The organism is Streptomyces sp. SN-593, from assembly GCF_016756395.1.
GTDB lineage: Bacteria > Actinomycetota > Actinomycetes > Streptomycetales > Streptomycetaceae > Actinacidiphila > Actinacidiphila reveromycinica.
In genome coordinates, this window is sequence record NZ_AP018365.1 from 3655626 (window position 1) to 3672447 (window position 16822).

Below are 16822 nucleotides of genomic sequence, written 5' to 3' on the forward strand. Positions count from 1 at the left end.
CGCCCGCTACCCCGCGGCGGCCCGGTCCTCCGGCTCGATCGGCACCCCGCGGCGGGCGAGCAGCGCCTTCAACGACTGGATGACCGGGAACACCTCGTTGTTGAGGTCGGCCCCCTGCGCCTCGTACGCACGCTGCTCGGCCTCGACGATCACCCGGTCCTGCCCGAAGATCCCCTCGGTGAACAGGGTGATCACCGGCCAGAGCAGGTGGATCACGCCCGGTACCGGCGGCTTCTGCACCATGATCAGGCCGTAGGTGTGGTTGCGGCGCTGCGCCCGGTCGGTGGGCACGTACGCGTTCCACAGGTCGAGGGCCGGGGGCTCCTCGCGCTTGCCGTCGGTCCAGTAGCGCAGCGTCTGGTACGGGTAGCCGGTGCGGATCGTCATCAGGTCCGCGTACTTGTCGGTGTTGCCGCTGCCGATGATCAGGCGTTCACCCAGCGACTGCTTGCCCTCGGTGCGCGAGAAGGAGTAGTCCGCCTCCAGCCAGTCCTCGCCCTCCCGCACGTCCAGCAGCCTCGCCCGTATCCGGCCCATGAGGCTGCGGTGCAGGAACTGGTGGTTCATGTCCATCAGGTTCTCGTGCATGAAGGAGTAGTGGCAGGCGATGTCCCGGTCGAGCACACGGGTCTTGTACCTGCTGTCGCCGTGGAAGGGCAGTTCGGGGATCGGGGTGACGTCAGCCAGCCGCTGGTCGCCGGGGAAGGCGAACACGAAGCCGTGCGCCTCCCGGCAGGCGTACGCGCGCACCCCGTTGGGCAGCGTCCGCTTCCGGTCCAGGTAGGGGATGTTGACGCACGCGCCGGTCCGGTCGTACGCCCAGCAGTGGTAGCCGCACAGCAGTTGCTCGTCCTTCACCACGCCCATGCTCAGCGGTACTTGGCGGTGGGCGCAGCGGTCCTCCAGGGCGTACGGGGGGCCCTTGCGCGGCCGCACCAGCACGAGTTCCGTCCCCGCGAACCGCACCGCGAGCGTCCGGCCCGGCTTCAGGTCCCGGGAACGGGCGAACGGGTACCAGAAGTTCGGGTCGATACCCGTGGTCCGCGTGGTGGGGACGTCGCCCTCGGGGGCCACATCGCGGTATTTGCGCAACGGGTTCGCCTTCGGCAGCGTCATGCCCTCGAACGTACCCGCCGGTTCCCGCCCGCTCCGGCCGCCCGTTCGGTATGGAGTTGGTCAAATCGGCGTGCGTCGTCCCCGCACCGGAGTCCCCCGCCGCGGACCGGCGGGGGACTCTCGCGGCAACCGCGCCTCGACCGCGGCGAGTCGGGACCGCGGGCGGTTACGGGTAGTACGGGGTGTACGTGACGGACGAGACCTTGAGGTAGCGGGCGCCGTCGGCGGTGGCCCAGGTGGAGGAGTTGGGGCTGCCGGGCCAGTCACCACCCACCGCGGTGTCGATGATGAAGTGCATCCCGACGCCGGAGCCCGTGGTGTACCACTTGGTGCCCTGGTAGACGTCGTCGACGTCGAAGTCGATGTGGTCGGGCCACCAGCTGAACGAGTAGGTGTGGAAGCTGTTGGTCCAGCCGGCGGCGTTGTACTTGCTCCACTGCGTCTGGGCGTTGCTGGTGTCGTGGAAGGTCTGGTAGACGGTGTCCGGGTTGGACCCGACGATCTCCGCGCCGTCCATCTCGGGCAGCCACGGGTTGAGGTACGCCGCCCACACCGCGGGCAGCAGGCCCTGCCCGTTGGGCATGCTCGCGGTGAACCGGTACGTCCCGTACCCGTAGAGCGCCTTGGACTCCACGCGGCCGGAGTAGTACGTCCCGCCCGACTGGTAGGTCTTGATCATGAGCGTGCCGCCGTCGTACCAGACGCAGCTCGGCGAGTACGTCTCCAGCTCGTTGTTGGCGGTCCACCGGCCGCTGATGACGTTCCACGAGTTGACGGTCTGCGGCGCGCCCCACGAACTGGCGTGCGCGGACGGTTGCACCAGGACGAGCGTGAGGAAGCCGGCGACGAGGGCGCCGAGGAGGCGGCCCGGCCGTATGCGTAGGGGTGACATCGGAACTCCGTTGCTCGAGCGCCGTGGGGGGTCGGAGGAGCATCACCGTGCCCCCGCACCTTATTTCCATTGGTCCGTACCTGACAAGAAGCGCCCCCGCGCCCACCCCGAGCGGCCCGGGGCGCCCCGGGACGTGCCGGACCGTGGCGGGGGCGACTTCCAGCGCCTGCGCACAGTCCAAGGATAGGAGTATCCTTTGGTACCAGGAGGCGACACGTGGAGATCGCAGAAGGAACACGGAGTCGAGCAGCTCGCACAACGGCACCCTTGAAAGTGGACACAGCTGTAGACGAGCTGATCGCCGATGGCGCCCACTTCCTCGGGATGACCAAGAAGGACCTGGTCGCCGCAGCGGTCCGGACCTACCTGGAGCTCCGACGTGAAGAGGTCCGCGCCAGCATGAGGGAGAAGATGCGCAAGCTCGACGGATCCGTGGAGTCGAGTGTTTCGCTCCTGACCGGACTGTCACCCGAGCGGATAAGGGAACTCGGCGGCGTGGGCGAGGGCGGCTGAAGGAGCGGGGTGCCTGCACGTCGCTCACGCATCGCTCATGCGGGAGGAGCACGCCGAACTTGCTGCGGCGGGCCTTCAGGACTCCGCCCGGTGGATAGGCTCGTCGCGTGACTGACTTCGTGCAGGTGTTCACCGCCACCGAGACGCGGGAGCAGGCTGTTCAGTTGGCAGAGGCCGTCGTACGGGCTCGGCTCGCCGCAGGAGCGCAGGTGGTCGGGCCGGTGACGGCGGTGTTCTGGCACCTCGGGGAGTTCGGGACCGGCGAGGAGTGGCAGTTGCTGCTCAAGACGACAGTCGAACGGTACCCCGCGCTCGAAGAGCACCTGGTGGCGCAGCACCCCTGGGACAAGCCGGAAGTCGTCGCCGTACCGATCACCGCAGGTTCGCCTCCGTACCTGCGGTGGGTGGAGGACAGCACCTCGCCGGGCCGGAACCCGTAGGCACCGGCGTCCCCCTAATCCCCTGCGCGCTCGGCGCCCGGCGGCCACACCACGTCGACCGGGATGCCTGCCGCCCGCGCTTGCAGGACCACGTCGGCGGTGCCGCCGCCCTTGCCGCCCGGCGGCTGCCCGTTCCATACGGCGACCAAGCGGTCCGCGCGGTCCAGGAGAACGCGGTTCGCCGCTTCGTACGCCTCCCGTCCGGCCGTGGCGAACGGCGCGACCACCACCTCGGCGGCGGCCTGCGCCAGCCGGTCGAAGGCGGGAGCGTGGTCGGGCTTCACCTTCTCCGCCCGGTAGTCGCGGGAGGGAACGACCACCACCAACTCACCGCCAGCGGTGAGCACTTCTTCCGCGAAGAGGGTGTCCGAACCCGCTGCCAGGCACGAGACACCGACGAGTTCGCTGCCTCGGTACCGCGCCACCACCTCGCGCAGCGCCTCTCGCACCAAGCCCACAGAGGTGCCGGTGAGATCCATATGGCCGGTGACGGCAAGGACAGTCAACGGGTCGCTCTCCTCTCGGAGTTCAGTCAGTTAGGTGCTCGCGAAGCCGCGAGCGCGCCTCTCGAACCGTAGGCGAGGCCCCGTGGCCGACCGTATAGGAATACAGGTGGGCCATGCCTTCCCTCACGCGAGCAGAGTGCATCTGCTCGCCCGCGTCCAAGGCGGCGTGTGTCTGAGCGCACCCGGATGCAAGGTCACCGCACAGGAAATACACCTCAGCGAGTCCCAGACGGTCGAGTACATGGCTGCGGCCGGCCTCGGGGCCGCGCCGCGCGAGAGCCGAGCGGATCTGCTCACCAGCCCGTTCCGCGTGCAACCGCGGTTTTTGGCGGGCCAGTTCCAGGAGTCTCCCCCCAGTGGTCCCGGTGAGTTCGGCGTCGTCGAAGTAGCTGATCCAGTACGGTTCGTCAGCAGACGCGTCGGCAAGGTCCTGCCGGGCAAGATCCGTCGCTCTTTCGAACGCCGTGGTACGTCCGAGCGCGGCCATGGCCCAGGCTTCCCGGGTGCGCAACATGGCCCGTAGCCGTGGCCCTGCAACACCGCGCGAGCCCTCCTGTGCCAGGCGGACCAGTTCGAGGGCGTCATGCGGCCGGCCGTTGTAGAGCATCTGCCGGGCCATGCCTGCCAGCACGTTGGCTCCCCACAACCGATCCCCACCCGCATGTGCGGCTCGTAGCGACAGACGGTAGTAGTCCTGTGCCCGTCGTTGGAGGCCGCTGTCCCATGCCATGGTGGCTGCTGTACCCGCCAGATACGCGAGCACGCGATGGAGGCGTTCCTCGACTACGGGAGCCTGGTGTTCTTCCAGAGTGGCAGCCACTTCGGAGAGCTGTCCGAGGACGGCTCGGCGACGCAGGCCCCCGCCGTAGCGGTGATCCCACGTGCGAAATGTCTTGGCGGACTCCTCCAGTTGCTCAACATCCCCCAGGCCCAGTCGCCCCGGGCGGGTACGCCGCCGGCCACCTTCGCCCGGGTGCATCCAGCCTTCCAGGCTGTCGAGCAAATGCGCGCCCGACAGGGTGGTGGCGGCGAGAGCGCGTGCCAGTGTGCGCCTGTTCATCGCGAGGTCTGCGCTGATGAGTTTCCCTGCGAGTTCCACGGTCATGTCAGTCTGCCAAGGGGAATCCACGTGTACCGGCACCTCCGCCGTGTCGGGTGGGGGTACGGCCTCGCCTTCCCACGGACGCGGGGCAAGGCCGACGTAGCCGCCGGGAATGCCCAGCCCGTCGGCGACGCGCACGAGTACGTCGTACGAAGTGACCTGCGTGCTGCCGGACATGATGGTGGACACCTTGCCGGGCGTCAGACCGCAGGCGATCGCGATCCGGTTCTGTGAGAACCCGGCGTACTGCTTGATGATCCGGAAGGCGTCCGCGAAGTCGTGCTCAGCGAGCGCGCGACGCACATCGGCCCTGGTCAGGATTTCCTGCGGGATCTGAAGAGCGGGCATGGGAACTCCTGGCGCATTGTCCGCAGCCGTGACTGAACGTACCCAGCGTATTACCGAGGCGGTAACACCCGCCGGTACTTCTCTCGGATCGCGTCCGGGCCGACGCTGGAAGAACTTCGACTTCCACACATCGAGAGAGCGGGGACCCTGTTGATGACGGCATCGAATACAAGTACGCAGAGCCACTCCGGCGGCACGACGCAACCGGCTCCACCGACAGTGCCCTACGTGGCCCTGTGGAGCGGGGAGCGGGAGGGGCCGATGCCGGTGGTGGCGCGGCGGGACGGGCGGGGCATCCGGTACGCCGACGAGCGGTCGTTCGACCGTGACGCGAACGGCGTCCTGTGGTCCCGTGCGCCCTCTCAACCCGGTCGCGGGACACCGCAGTTCGGCAGCGTCCACAGCCTGCGCCAGCGCATCGCGATGGCCGGGCTGCGCTGCCAGATCTGCGGCGGGCCGGCCGACCGGACCCCCGACGGCGTGCTCTGGCTCATCGACGCCCGCCCCGGCGAGATCCTTCCCGACGAGGAGGACACCGCCCACCCTCCCGTCTGCCGCCCCTGCGCCCACCGCTCCACCCGCGTCTGCCCACACCTGCGCGGCAACCACACCGCCCTCCGCGTCCGGACCTTCTTCCCCAGCGGCGTCAACGGCGTCCTCCACGTCCCCGCCCCCAACGGCCCCACGATCGCGGACTCCGGCCCCATCGCCTTCGGCGACGCACGCCTGCCCTGGGTCCGCGCCCACCAACTGATCATGCGCCTGGCCGACTTCGCCCCGATCGACCTCGACGACCCGCGCGCCTGAAACCGCCCCGATCGGCCCGCCCCCCTGACTCAGGAGCCTCCGTGTCCGCGACCACCTGCACCCCGAACAACGCCCCACCACCCGCCACCGGCAAGCCGCGTACGTGGACCATCACCACGGACACCGGCTTCAGCATCAGCGGCCACCTCCCGTCCTGGGCCGCCGACAACCCCGGCGAGCACCGACTCCCCGTCGACCGCACCGGCCCCGACGACATCACCGAACTCGCCGCGACCTTCCGAGCCCACGCGGACCTCCTCGACCACCACGTACGGCCCGCCCTCCTCCGGGCCCGCCTCGACTGGCAGCTCCACGGCACCCTCCCTCCCGCTGCCGCTGGACACGGCACCTCGGCAAGCTGACGTCCGGTGCCCACGCAACGTTTCCGACCCCGCCGGCTCCACCACGAGCCCGAGGCCGTCACCTGGGCACGCGAGAAAGCCGGCCTCACTAAGCGCGCCCTGGCCGCACGCGTCGGCGTCTCGGAACAGCTCATCGGCGAGATCGAGTCCGGCTGGCGAAACGCCACGCCGCGCAACCTCGCGAAGATCGCCGACGCCCTCAACTGTCCCCTCGTCGTCCTCGAACGCAAACGCCCCACCCCGCCGGACACCCACCCACCGCTTGCCGCCCAGGCGAACACGGTGTGATCCGCGAAGCGCGGGCCACGCACCGAGCCCACGGTTCCCGGACGCTTCGCCCGGGACTCCCACACGCACTTGTCGCACGGCCCCGGGCATGGCTGTGCCCCGGCCGTCGTGCTTCGGCCGGGGCAGCCTCGTCCGCAGATCAGGGGCACCCGAGGGGCCCGGACGCGGTAGGCCGCGTGGGACTCGAACCCACAACCAATGGATTAAAAGTCCACTGCTCTGCCAATTGAGCTAGCGGCCCGCACCGACAGCATAACGGGGCCGGGCCCGGTGGGGGTGCAGGTGTCGGCGGGAGGGGGCGACGGGAAGGGGGCGGAACGCGGGCGGGCCCGGGTCCCCGCGTACGCGACGCGGGGGCCCGGGCCCGATGGGACCGCCTTACCGGCGGCCGAGGTCAGCCGTTCCGCTTCCACCGCGGCTTGCGGTCGCCGTACGACGTCGAGGGCGCGTTGTCGCGGCTGTAGGAGGACGGACGGGCGTCGCGGCGGTCGCGGTCGCCGTAGGACGGACGCGAGTCACGGCGGTCGCGGTCGCGGTTGAACGGCCGGTCGTCGCGCCGGTCGTTGGACGGACGGCGGTCGTCCCGGCCGTACGACGGACGCGTGTCCCGCCGGTCGCGGTCGCCGTAGGACGGACGCGAGTCACGGCGGTCGTCCCGGTTGTACGCGGGGCGCGCGTCGCGGCGGTCGCGGTCGCCGTAGGACGGACGCGAGTCACGGCGCGGCCGGTCCCCGTACGAGGGGCGGGAGTCGCGGCGGTCGTCCCGGTTGTAGGACGGGCGCGCGTCGCGGCGCTCGCGGTCGTCGCGCCGGTCGCGGTCGTAACCGCCACGCTCGCCCCGCTCCCCACGGTCGCCCCGGTCGTTCCGGTCGCCCCGGTACGGCGGGCGGCTGTCGCGGCGCTCGAAGTTCCCGCGGTCGTCGCGCCGTTGGTACGACGACCGCTCCTCGCGCTGCTCGGGCACGGCGGCCGCCGCCGCGGCGGCCGCGGCCTCCGCCGCCAGCTCCGCGGCCTTGGCCGCCACCGCCTCCTCCGGGTCCTCGCCGCGCTCGCGGGCGGACCGCGCGGTGAGCCGGTCCGCCTCCTCGCGCAGCTCGCTCGCCCGGCGCTGCACCCGCTCCAACTGCTTGGTCAGCTCGGCGACTTCGCGTTCCGCCTGGGCGGCGGCGTTCTGCACCGCGTCGGCCTGCACGTCGGTGAGCGAGCGGGCGCCGGTGATCCGGGCCACGTCCTCGTCGAACACGCCCGCGCCGCCGATGACGTGGCGCGAGGCGTCGACGCCGGCGTCCTCCATCAGCCGGAAGATCTGCTTGCGCTGGTGCGGGAGGGCCAGCGAGACGACCGTGCCGGACTGGCCTGCGCGGGCGGTACGGCCCGAGCGGTGCAGGTAGTCCTTGTGGTCGCCGGCCGGGTCGACGTTGAGCACCAGGTCGATGCCGTCCACGTGGATGCCGCGGGCCGCCACGTCGGTGGCGACCAGCACGTTGACGTGGCCGCCCTTGAAGTCCTCCAGGGTGCGGGTGCGCGCGCCCTGGGTCATGCCGCCGTGCAGCGCGTCGGCGCGCACGCCGGCCTCGATCAGCTGCTCGGCGACGCGGTCCGCGCCCATCTGGGTGCGGACGAAGATGATCGTGCGGCCCTTGCGGGCGGCGATCGCGGCGGTGACCGGCGCCTTGTCCTTCGGCTTCACGACGAGCACGTGGTGGCTCATGGTGGTCACCGCGCCCTGGGCGGCGTCCACCTCGTGGGTGACCGGGTCGACCAGGTAGCGGCGGACGAGGGTGTCGATCTCGTTCTCCAGCGTGGCGGAGAACAGCAGCCGCTGGCCGCCGGCCGGGATCAGGTCCAGGATCTCGGTGACCTCGGGCAGGAAGCCCATGTCGGCCATCTGGTCGGCCTCGTCGAGGACCGCGATCTGCACCTGGTCGAGCGCGGCGGCGCCCCGGTTGATCAGGTCGCGCAGCCGGCCCGGGGTGGCGACCAGCACGTCCACACCGCGTTCGAGGGCGTAGATCTGGTTCTGCATGGAGGTGCCGCCGCAGACGACCTTCATCTTCAGGCCGAGCACGTCGCCGTACGGCTGGAGGGCGTCGGCGACCTGCATCGCCAGCTCGCGGGTCGGGGTGAGGATCACACCGCGGGGGCGCTTGCGCTCGGTGTGGCCGCCGGCGAGCAGGGTGAGCAGCGGCAGGCCGAAGGAGAGCGTCTTGCCGGAGCCGGTGCGGCCGCGCCCGAGGATGTCCCGGCCGGCCAGCGCGTCCGGGATGGTGGCGGCCTGGATCGGGAAGGGGGTGACGACCTGGTTCTGGGTGAGCTTGCGGACGATCGCCTCGGGCAGGCCGAGGTCGGCGAACGTGACGGTGGGCTCGGTGGAACCGGCGGCCTCGGCGGACCCGTCGGCGGCGGTGTCGCCGTCGGCGTCGTCCACCGTCAGGAGCGACGTCAGGACCGGGTCGGCCTCGGCGACCGCGGTGGTCGCGGCGCCGTCGGCGACGTTCTCGGGCAGGGTGGAACGGTCGGCATGGTCATTGGACATGCTGAAGCAAACCTCTCGGAGACTTACGGCACGCGCCAGCTCCACAGGTTGCTTCAAACCGCCTCGATGCGGTCAGCCACAGGAGAAAAGGAACGCGCCACGGGGCGCGTGTCAATCAGGCGCCAGGCAAGTGGGATCAAACGATCTACCAGCATACGCATCCGGTGTCGCTTTAGCGAATCACCTGCTGAGCGCGCGTGCGGACCGGTGCTGGGAGGTCCCGGTGCCCGCGTCCGACCCGCCCGCGCCGCCCCCGGCCGCACCGGCCGTGCCGGTCCCGCCGGCCCCCGCGGAGTCGCCGCCGGCGCCCGTGGTCGGGTCGGCCGGGCCGGTCGGAACGGCCGACGTGGTCGGCGGGGCGGGGTCCGACGGGCGGCCCGAGGACGCGTCGCCGGTCGGGACGGCGGTCGGCGAGCCCTGCGCGGTCGGCGCCGGCTTGCCCGCGCCGGGTGTGCCGTCGGTCATACGGGGCGCGCCCTTGGACGGGGTCGCGCCCGCGCCGGGCGAGGCCGAGCCGTCGCGTCCGGCGTGCGACGTGGCCCCGGCGTACGCCCCGGCGCGCTGCGACGCGTACGGCCCGCCGCCGTCCCTGGCGTCCGCGCCGGAGCCGCCACCGGCCGCGGCCGGGCTGGACGCCTTCGAGTCCGGCGCCTCGCTGCCCGCGCTCACGCAGGCGGCCACGCCCGCGGCCACGAACGCCACCAGCGCCGCGGCGCGCAGACCCGCGCGGACCGCCGCCCGCGGTGGACGCGGGCTCGCGCTCCCACCCGGGCTCACGCTCACACCCGGCACCGCGCTCCCACCCGGGCTCACGCTCACGCCCGGCACCGCGCTCGCATCCGGGCTCACGCTCACACCCGGCACCGCGCTCGCACCCGGGCTCGCGCTCGGGACCGGTGCGGCGTACGCACTCCGGCTCGCGCTCGGCGCGGGATTCACGCTCGGCGCGCGGCTCGCCCGCGCCGGGAGTACGGCGCCCGCGCTCGCCCCCGCCGGGGATACGGCGGGCACCGCGCGCACCGGCTCGACCGGGCGGAGCGCACGGACGCGCGCGGCCGGACGGACCGCGCGGACCGGCTCGACCGGACCGGACTCGGCCGGACCCGTCGGCGGACGGGCGGGGGGTGTGGGGGCGGCAGCGGCTGGCGGCACGTCGGCACCTCGGGTGGGATCGGAGCGGGGCGCGCGCCTCGCGGCTGCGCCGGCAGTCCTGCTCCCGGCCGCGCGGCCCTGGGTTTCGCCCTGCCCAACGCCGCCGCGGCCCGCCAGGACACGCCCGCGCCGCCCCGCCCGCACGGCCGGAGTACGCCCCGCCGGCACACCCGCCGGCGACGGCCCCGCCCCGGGCTCCCGGCGGATCGACCCGAACCGCTGCCGAGAGCCCCGAGCCCGGTCCACGAGCAGGCGGCCCGCCCCGGGCGCGCGGGGCCGCCCAGCCGTACGGGCCCCAGCGCGCGCACCGCCCGCACCCGTCCGCCCCGCACCCGCACCCGCACCCGCACCCGCAGCCCGAACACCGGGCGCCAAACACCGGGCACCGCACGCCTCACGCCCCGGCGGTCAGCCGTACCCCAGCGCGTGCAGGCGCGCGTCGTCGATCCCGAAGTGGTGCGCGATCTCGTGGACGACCGTGGTCTCCGTCTCGGCCACCGCCTCCTCCCGGGTGGCGCACATCCGCAGGGTCGGGCCGCGGTAGACCGTGATCCGGTCCGGCAGCACCCCGGCGTACCACTCACCGCGCTCGGTCAGCGGGGTGCCCTCGTAGAGCCCCAGCAACTCCTCGTCGCCCGGCTCCGGTTCGTCCTCGACGAAGACGGCCACGTTGTCCATCAGGCGGGTCAACTCGGCGGGGATACGGTCCAGCGCCTCGCCGACCAGTTCCTCGAACTCCTCACGGCTCATCTCCAGCACGCCTCCATTCTTCCCGCCCCGCACCCGGCGCACCCCCGCGACCCGCCCCACCGCGCCCCACCGCGCCCCGCCCGCCCCTCCTCGTCCTCCCCCGGGCGGCGAGCCCCGCGCCCCCGCGCGCGACCCGCCGCCGGCCGCCCAACCGTTTTGCCGTTCACCCGGCCGATCGCCTATGCTTCGCGGGTCCCCGAAGTGCGCCGCAAGGCCATTACGGCAGGCCCTCAGCCCTCATCGTCTAGTGGCCCAGGACGCCGCCCTTTCAAGGCGGTAGCACGGGTTCGAATCCCGTTGGGGGCACCTTCAGCCGCGGCTCGGCACGCCGTGGCGCCGCACCCCACCGCGAGGCGCGGCTCCACCGCGGGCGGTGCGCCCTCAGTCGTCCGCCTCCTCCTCGGAGAAGTAGAGGAACGCCCCGAGGCCGTGGAAGTCGTTGGTCGCCTGGGGCCTGGCCACGTAGTAGGCGTAGTCGCCGACGTTCGTGCCTTCGGAGATGTTCGTCAGGTAGGTGAGCCCGTCGGCGTGCAGCGAGATCCGGGCCAGTTCGCCGCGCCGCCCGGCGTCCACGACGGGCTGGTAGGTGGCGGAGTCGACGTACCCGCGCTTGATCGCGGTGTCGATGGTCTGCGTGAACATCGCCGAGCAGGACGTCTCGGTCCAGTTGTCCGCGCTGCCGCCCTTGTCCACCACCTGGAACCACCGCCCGCTGGCCGGGTCCTGGTAGGCCGCCATGCCGCGGACCAGGTTCTGGACGATGGTCACGAGCTGGGCCCGGCGCGGCTGGTCGGCGGGGATCAGGTCGAGGATCTCGGTGGCGGCGACGCCGTACCAGCCCACCGCACGGCACCAGTACTCGGGCGCGAGCCCGGTGGCCGGGTCCGCCCAGGACGCCGCCTTCGAGGCGTCGTAGGCGTGCTTCATCAGGCCGTTGGCCTGCTGGAGGTGGCTGGCGTACACCACAAGCTGCTTCGTCGCGATGTCGAAGGACTGGGCGCTGTCGCCGACGTACCGGCCGTACTGCGCCATGAACGGGTCGGCCATGAAGGTGCCGTCGGACCAGAGCTGTTCGGCGCGGTCGGCGCCGGTGGCGTGCCAGAACCCGCCGTCGCTCGTGGTCGGGTACCCCGCGGCGGGCAGCAGCCGGTCGTGGATCTGCTTGGCGGCCAGGCCGTACTTGGTCAGGCCGGTCTCCCGGTAGAGGGCGATCATCACCTGGCCGGGCATCATGCTGTCCAGGCTGGTGAAGCTGTTGGAGATGTGCCCGGAGGAGTCGACGAAGCGGTCGGCCCACGCCCTGACATACGCGATCAGGGCGGCCCGGCGCGCGGGATCGGCGGTGTGCTGGGCGAGTTGGTACTGCCCCATCATGTAGAGCGCGACCGGGTAGCTCCAGCCGCCCACGGTCGCGGGGGTGTACCGGTGCATGGTCGAGTCGACCAGCGCGTCCGCCCACTGGGTGCCCAGGGTGTCGGCGACGGTGAGCGAGTCGAGGTCGGGCAGGCCGCCGGCGGTCGTGGCGGCGACCCGGATCGCGTTGGCGCCCGCCCGCAGGGTGACGGGAATCCGGGAGACGGCCCAGGTGTCCCAGTCCGTGGTGGGGGCGAAGGCCGGGGCGGACACCACCGTGCCGTTGACACCGACGTCCGCCTGGCGCCCCGCCGCGGTGCCGTTGGAGTAGCGCAGGGCCAGGGTGGCGTCGCCCGCGGCGGGCGCGTCCACGGTGAACTCGACGTAGGCGCCGGCCTCGTTGGCGGTGTTGACGAACCCCGTTCCGGTGAAGCCCAGGTGGTCGGTGTCCACGGTGCCGTGGAAGACGGTCGCGTCCTCCGCCTCGTAGACGGACGACGCGGCGTGCGCCGGCCCGGCGGCCACCGCGCAGCTCGCCGCGAGTAATCCGACGACTGCCGCCACTGCTCTCGTACGCATGGAGCCTCCTCTGTTCGGTTCGGTGAACGGGCGACTGTGCGGTCGTGCGGTCCGTGCGGTTCCGGGGGCGGGCGGTGCGGGCCCTACGTGCGGTGCGGGCGGTCCTACGGTGCGGGCGGTGCCCGCGGTGTGTGCCCGCGAGGGCACGTCGGGCCCCGACGTCACACGGCGAACCGGGCGACGAAGCTCTTCCCCGCCGCTCCCCCGACGGCCACCGCCAGCCGCACGTCCGGCGTGGTCGCGAGCACGGTGACGCCGGGGTCGGCGGAGGTCACGGCCGACACGGCGCCGTCCACGGTGACCGTCACCGTGCCGGTGAGCCGCTGGGTCGGATCGCAGACCGCGACGCTGAGCGTGCCGTCCTTCCGCTGCGTGACGACCGAGGCGGTCCGGTCGACCTGGATGCCCCCGGCCTTGGGCGCCCCCGCCTGCCAGACGTTCGCCATGGCGATCCCGGCGCCGGCCCGCCGGACGGCCTGCACCTGGGGCGAGTTCTCGACGGTGACGTCGTTCGACGCGGCGAACGCCGCGGTCTGCGCCGAGGTCGCGGCGGGAAGCTGGATGTAGCGGTAGCTCCCGCCGCTCGGGCTGACCCCGTGGTCGACCCACAGGGTGACGAACCTGCGGGTGTAGGCGGTCGTGTCGTCGTAGACCCCGCGGTGGTCCATGTCGGTCCACTTGCCGGTGCGGTCCTCGCGCACCATCGTGACGTGGCCGCCGACCGGGAAGACGTAGCCGCCGAGGTTGTCGACGTGGATCCACCGCGGCTGGACGACGGTCGGTGTGCTGCTCGGGGTGGAGAGCACCACGGCACCGTCGACGTGGACGTTCGCCTGGCCGTTCGGGCCGGTGTTGCGGTTCTCGATGACCGACTCGACGGTGTGCCCGTCGGTGCTGGTGATCCCGGCGCCCAGGCAGACCACGATGTCGTCGACGCAGAACCACGACTTGCGGCCGGTGAGCGTCTGCACGGCGAACGACAGGCCCATCCCGGCGGCCACGTTCCCGTCGAGCAGGGCGCCGCCGGCCCAGGTGTTGGTGGAGCCGCGGTTGGTGCCGAGCGCGAGGGTCTTGGTGTCGAGGGTGACGCCGGGCACCCGGTACTTGTTCGCGGTCGGCCAGTAGGCGTTCGTCCAGTGGCCCGGCTGGGTGGCCAGGTAGAGGTAGGTGGCGCCCTCGCCGGTGTACCAGCCTTCGAGGTTCTCCGCGTTGGCGCTCTCGTAGGGCTTGATCGCGGTGGTGTCCATGGCGATGGCGAAGGCGAACGCGGGGCGGCGGTGCACGATCCGGGCCATCGAGGTCGCGACGACGGAGGTGGTGGACTCGGGTCCGACCGGGATCGCCTGGTCGGCGACGACGGCCCGGCCCAGCGCGATCGACGAGGTGCGCACCTGCTCCAGCGGCACCGGGTCGTAGCCGAAGAAGTCCTGGTAGGTGTCCGTGGTGATCCAGCCCTTGACCTGCGAGCGGACGGTGAGCGCCTGGCCCGCGGGGAAGAGGCGGGCCAACTGGAGCAGGGTGGCGCCGGTCAGCCGGCCGATGCGGTGGTCGGTCTCGTAGAAGCGGGACAGCGCCCGGCCGCGCACCATGTCCATGAACGCGCCGCGGTAGATCCAGGGCACGTAGTTGGCCTGCGTCCAGGTGAAGACGCGCTGCACCTGGTCGGCGGTCGCCGCCCACGGGGTGCCCTGGAGGGCGACCAGCAGGTAGGTCAGGTACTGGAGCAGGGACACGCCGTAGGAGCCGTTGTAGGCGTAGACCTTGTGCTGGACGAAGCCGCCGTCGGGATAGAAGCCGTCACCGGCGGTGCTGTACGGGTAGAGGCCGGCGATCGCCGTCATGGCGCTGCCGATCACGGCCGCGTCCTGGCTCAGCGCGCCGCGCACGGTCGTGACGGCGCAGGTCCAGTTGAGGTTGGCGCCGGTGGCGGCCGCCCCGCCGACCCGGCTCGGGTCCGGCAGGTAGCGGGCGACGGCGGCCGTGGCGGTGCCGATCTCGCTGGCGGAGAGCTGGTCGTACAGGGCGACGCAGGTGTCGTTCAGCGCCAGGGGGATGCCGATCTGGAAGTCCCACCAGTTGTCGTAGCTCGCGGCGACGCCGTACTTGTGGGCGAGGAACCAGTCGAGGGCGGAGCGGATGTCGGCCAGCAGCTCGGCGTTGCCGGAGAGCGACGAGCCGGGGGACGCGTAGGCGAGGGCGAGTTGGCGCAGCCGCCCGATCACGTCGCGCTGGACCGCCGAGACGGTGCCGCTGTCCAGGTCGGCCCACAGGTAGGTGCGGGAGGCCGAGGTGTCCAGTGTCGACCACAGGCCGTCCGCCGCGTCGGCAGCGTCCTGCACGTAGCCGGCGATCACCGGGTCGGAGGCGCTGTAGCTGCCGATCAGCGTGTCGTGCCACTGGCTCCTGACCTTCGCGAAGTCCGCGGCCGTCGCCGCGGCGGCCCGGGCCGGGGCGCCGAGGGCCGAGCCGAGGAACCACGCGGGGGCCAGCGCGGCGCCGGCCAGCAGCGTGGAACGGCGGGTGATGCCACGGGAGGTGTGCTCTGCGGACATGGGAGGACCTCACGGTAGGGGGAGGACGGCGGCCGGGAGCGGACCGGAACGGGCGGCGCCGGGGGCGTGAGGGATGGTGGCGCCGCGCGACGGTGGAAGTCAAGGGATAATACGTATTAGCATGGGGCCCGGCGGAGAGCGGCCGGATCACGCCGGATCACTCCGGATCGCGCTGGCCGGCGCCGGCTCGGAGCCGCACCTGCGGAGAGGAAGGGTGGCGTTACGATGCGACACGTGACGCAGCGCCGGAAACGGGTGACCCAGGCCGAGGTGGCCCGCCTCGCGGGCGTCTCCCAGGCGATGGTCTCCCTGGTGCTCAACGACTCCGACGGGGTGCGGGTCGCGCCCGAGACGCGCAAGCGCGTCGAGGAGGCGCTGCGCCGGACCGGCTACACCGTGGACATCATGGGCCGCCGCCTGCGCGGGAAGTCCAACCAGATCCTCGGGGTGTTCACCTACGAGGCGGTCTTCCCCTCGGGCACCGCCGACTTCTACGGCCCCTTCCTCGGCGGCATCGAGGAGGAGTCCGAGGCGCAGGGCTTCGACCTGCTGCTCTTCACCAGCCCGGGCCGCCGCCAGGGCCGACGCAAGGTGTACGAGGAGGGGTCGAACCGGCTCGGCATTGCGGACGGCTGCATCCTGCTCGGGCGGCACACCGACCGGGACGAGCTGGACCGCCTGGTGGACGAGCGGTTCCCGTTCGTCTTCATCGGCCGGCGCGAGTCGTCGGCGGGTCCGGTCAGCTACGTCGGCGGCGACTACGCCGCGGCCACCGCGGAGCTGTACGAGCGGCTGTGGTCGCTCGGCCACCGGCGGGTGGCGCTGGTCGGCTACCGGGAGGAGAGCGAGTCGACGGCCGACCGCCGCGCGGGGTACCTGCACGCGTGCCGGCGGCACCGCAAGGCGCCCCTCGCCCTCAGCGACGACGACCCGTCCGCGGTGTTCGGCCGGCTGCGGGCCGACGGGGTGACCGCCGCGCTGGTGGAGGCGACGGAGATGGCGGCGGCGCTGCGGGCGCTCGCCACCGGGGCCGGGCTGCGCGTGCCGGAGGACCTGTCGATCGGGGTGCTCGGCGACACCGATCCCACGCAGACCTCGGCGTGGCCGTTGCGGACGGCGCCGGAGGCCGACTGGACCACGTTCCGCATCCCGCGGCGCGACATGGGCGCGCGGGCGGTGCGCATCCTGGTCGGGATGCTGCGCGGCGAGATGGAGCCGGGGCGCAGGACGCAGGTGCTCCTCCCCTGCGAGCTGGTCGAAGGCACCACGGTCACCACGGCGCCGCCCCGCTCCCGCCGCTGACCGGCGCCCGCGCCCGCGTCCGCGCCATCCCCCGCGCCCGAGTCCGCGTCCGCACCCGCCGCTGACCAGCACCCGCACCCGGACCCGCACGGACGAACCCACCCGCACCCCGTCGGCGGCGCCGCCCGTTTCCGGTTCCGGACGATCCCACCCGCGCCCCCGGCACCGACGCACCCCCGGCGCTGACGCGCGTCCGCGAGCACGCCCGTCCGCGGGCCGCGGCC

The 16822-nt window shown here is 72.6% G+C and carries 15 protein-coding genes and 2 tRNA genes; 7 read left to right on the forward strand and 10 right to left on the reverse strand.

The genetic code is table 11. The annotated features are described in order from the left end of the window. Positions 1-6 precede the first annotated feature (6 nt). Positions 7-1116, reverse strand: a complete 1110-nt coding sequence (locus tag RVR_RS15045; protein WP_202234336.1) for an aromatic ring-hydroxylating oxygenase subunit alpha — start codon at positions 1114-1116, stop codon at positions 7-9. Between the two features lie 166 nt (positions 1117-1282). Further along, on the reverse strand, positions 1283-2008 hold the full coding sequence (locus RVR_RS15050; RefSeq protein ID WP_202234337.1) for a glycoside hydrolase family 16 protein: 726 nt from the start codon (positions 2006-2008) through the stop codon (positions 1283-1285). A gap of 273 nt (positions 2009-2281) precedes the next feature. Between RVR_RS15050 and RVR_RS15055 the strand changes: the two genes are divergently transcribed. Then, a complete protein-coding gene (locus RVR_RS15055; protein ID WP_237404758.1) occupies positions 2282-2521 on the forward strand; it encodes a hypothetical protein in 240 nt (79 codons plus the stop codon). Between the two features lie 107 nt (positions 2522-2628). Next, positions 2629-2961 (forward strand): divalent-cation tolerance protein CutA, encoded by a 333-nt coding sequence (gene cutA, locus RVR_RS15060; RefSeq protein ID WP_202234338.1) that lies wholly within the window; start codon positions 2629-2631, stop codon positions 2959-2961. A 14-nt stretch (positions 2962-2975) separates the two neighbouring features. Here cutA and RVR_RS15065 read toward each other — a convergent pair whose 3' ends face one another. After that, a complete protein-coding gene (locus RVR_RS15065; protein ID WP_202234339.1) occupies positions 2976-3467 on the reverse strand; it encodes a hypothetical protein in 492 nt (163 codons plus the stop codon). 22 nt (positions 3468-3489) lie between these two features. Then, the gene (locus RVR_RS15070; RefSeq protein ID WP_202234340.1) at positions 3490-4917 is read right to left on the reverse strand and encodes an NsdA family TPR-like regulatory protein; all 1428 of its coding nucleotides are present in this window, start codon (positions 4915-4917) and stop codon (positions 3490-3492) included. Positions 4918-5145: 228 nt separating this feature from the next. Between RVR_RS15070 and RVR_RS15075 the strand changes: the two genes are divergently transcribed. The 3 genes from RVR_RS15075 to RVR_RS15085 are packed head-to-tail and all read left to right on the forward strand — an operon-like array spanning position 5146 to position 6374. Next, the gene (locus RVR_RS15075; RefSeq protein WP_237404759.1) at positions 5146-5724 is read left to right on the forward strand and encodes a hypothetical protein; all 579 of its coding nucleotides are present in this window, start codon (positions 5146-5148) and stop codon (positions 5722-5724) included. Positions 5725-5765: 41 nt separating this feature from the next. Then, positions 5766-6086, forward strand: a complete 321-nt coding sequence (locus RVR_RS15080) for a hypothetical protein (protein WP_202234342.1) — start codon at positions 5766-5768, stop codon at positions 6084-6086. 6 nt (positions 6087-6092) lie between these two features. After that, on the forward strand, positions 6093-6374 hold the full coding sequence (locus RVR_RS15085; RefSeq protein WP_202234343.1) for a helix-turn-helix domain-containing protein: 282 nt from the start codon (positions 6093-6095) through the stop codon (positions 6372-6374). Between the two features lie 168 nt (positions 6375-6542). Here RVR_RS15085 and RVR_RS15090 read toward each other — a convergent pair. The 4 genes from RVR_RS15090 to RVR_RS15105 form a co-directional block, all read right to left on the reverse strand. Then, a tRNA-Lys gene (locus tag RVR_RS15090) sits at positions 6543-6615 on the reverse strand. A 153-nt stretch (positions 6616-6768) separates the two neighbouring features. Continuing rightward, positions 6769-8910, reverse strand: a complete 2142-nt coding sequence (locus RVR_RS15095; RefSeq protein ID WP_202234344.1) for a DEAD/DEAH box helicase — start codon at positions 8908-8910, stop codon at positions 6769-6771. A 180-nt stretch (positions 8911-9090) separates the two neighbouring features. Then, a complete protein-coding gene (locus RVR_RS15100; RefSeq protein ID WP_202234345.1) occupies positions 9091-9693 on the reverse strand; it encodes a hypothetical protein in 603 nt (200 codons plus the stop codon). A gap of 777 nt (positions 9694-10470) precedes the next feature. Then, entirely contained in the window at positions 10471-10821 is a 351-nt protein-coding gene (locus RVR_RS15105) for a metallopeptidase family protein (protein WP_202234346.1), read from the reverse strand. A 224-nt stretch (positions 10822-11045) separates the two neighbouring features. On the opposite strand from RVR_RS15105, the gene RVR_RS15110 reads away from it, so the two are divergent. Continuing rightward, positions 11046-11118: transfer RNA gene (locus RVR_RS15110), tRNA-Glu, on the forward strand. Positions 11119-11193: 75 nt separating this feature from the next. Here the strand turns inward: RVR_RS15110 and RVR_RS15115 are convergent. Together RVR_RS15115 and RVR_RS15120 are read right to left on the reverse strand one after the other, a co-directional pair. After that, on the reverse strand, positions 11194-12744 hold the full coding sequence (locus RVR_RS15115; RefSeq protein WP_202234347.1) for a glycoside hydrolase family 88 protein: 1551 nt from the start codon (positions 12742-12744) through the stop codon (positions 11194-11196). 161 nt (positions 12745-12905) lie between these two features. Continuing rightward, the gene (locus RVR_RS15120; RefSeq protein WP_202234348.1) at positions 12906-15296 is read right to left on the reverse strand and encodes a polysaccharide lyase 8 family protein; all 2391 of its coding nucleotides are present in this window, start codon (positions 15294-15296) and stop codon (positions 12906-12908) included. 234 nt (positions 15297-15530) lie between these two features. Between RVR_RS15120 and RVR_RS15125 the strand changes: the two genes are divergently transcribed. Continuing rightward, on the forward strand, positions 15531-16598 hold the full coding sequence (locus tag RVR_RS15125) for a LacI family DNA-binding transcriptional regulator (protein WP_237404760.1): 1068 nt from the start codon (positions 15531-15533) through the stop codon (positions 16596-16598). Positions 16599-16822 lie beyond the last annotated feature (224 nt).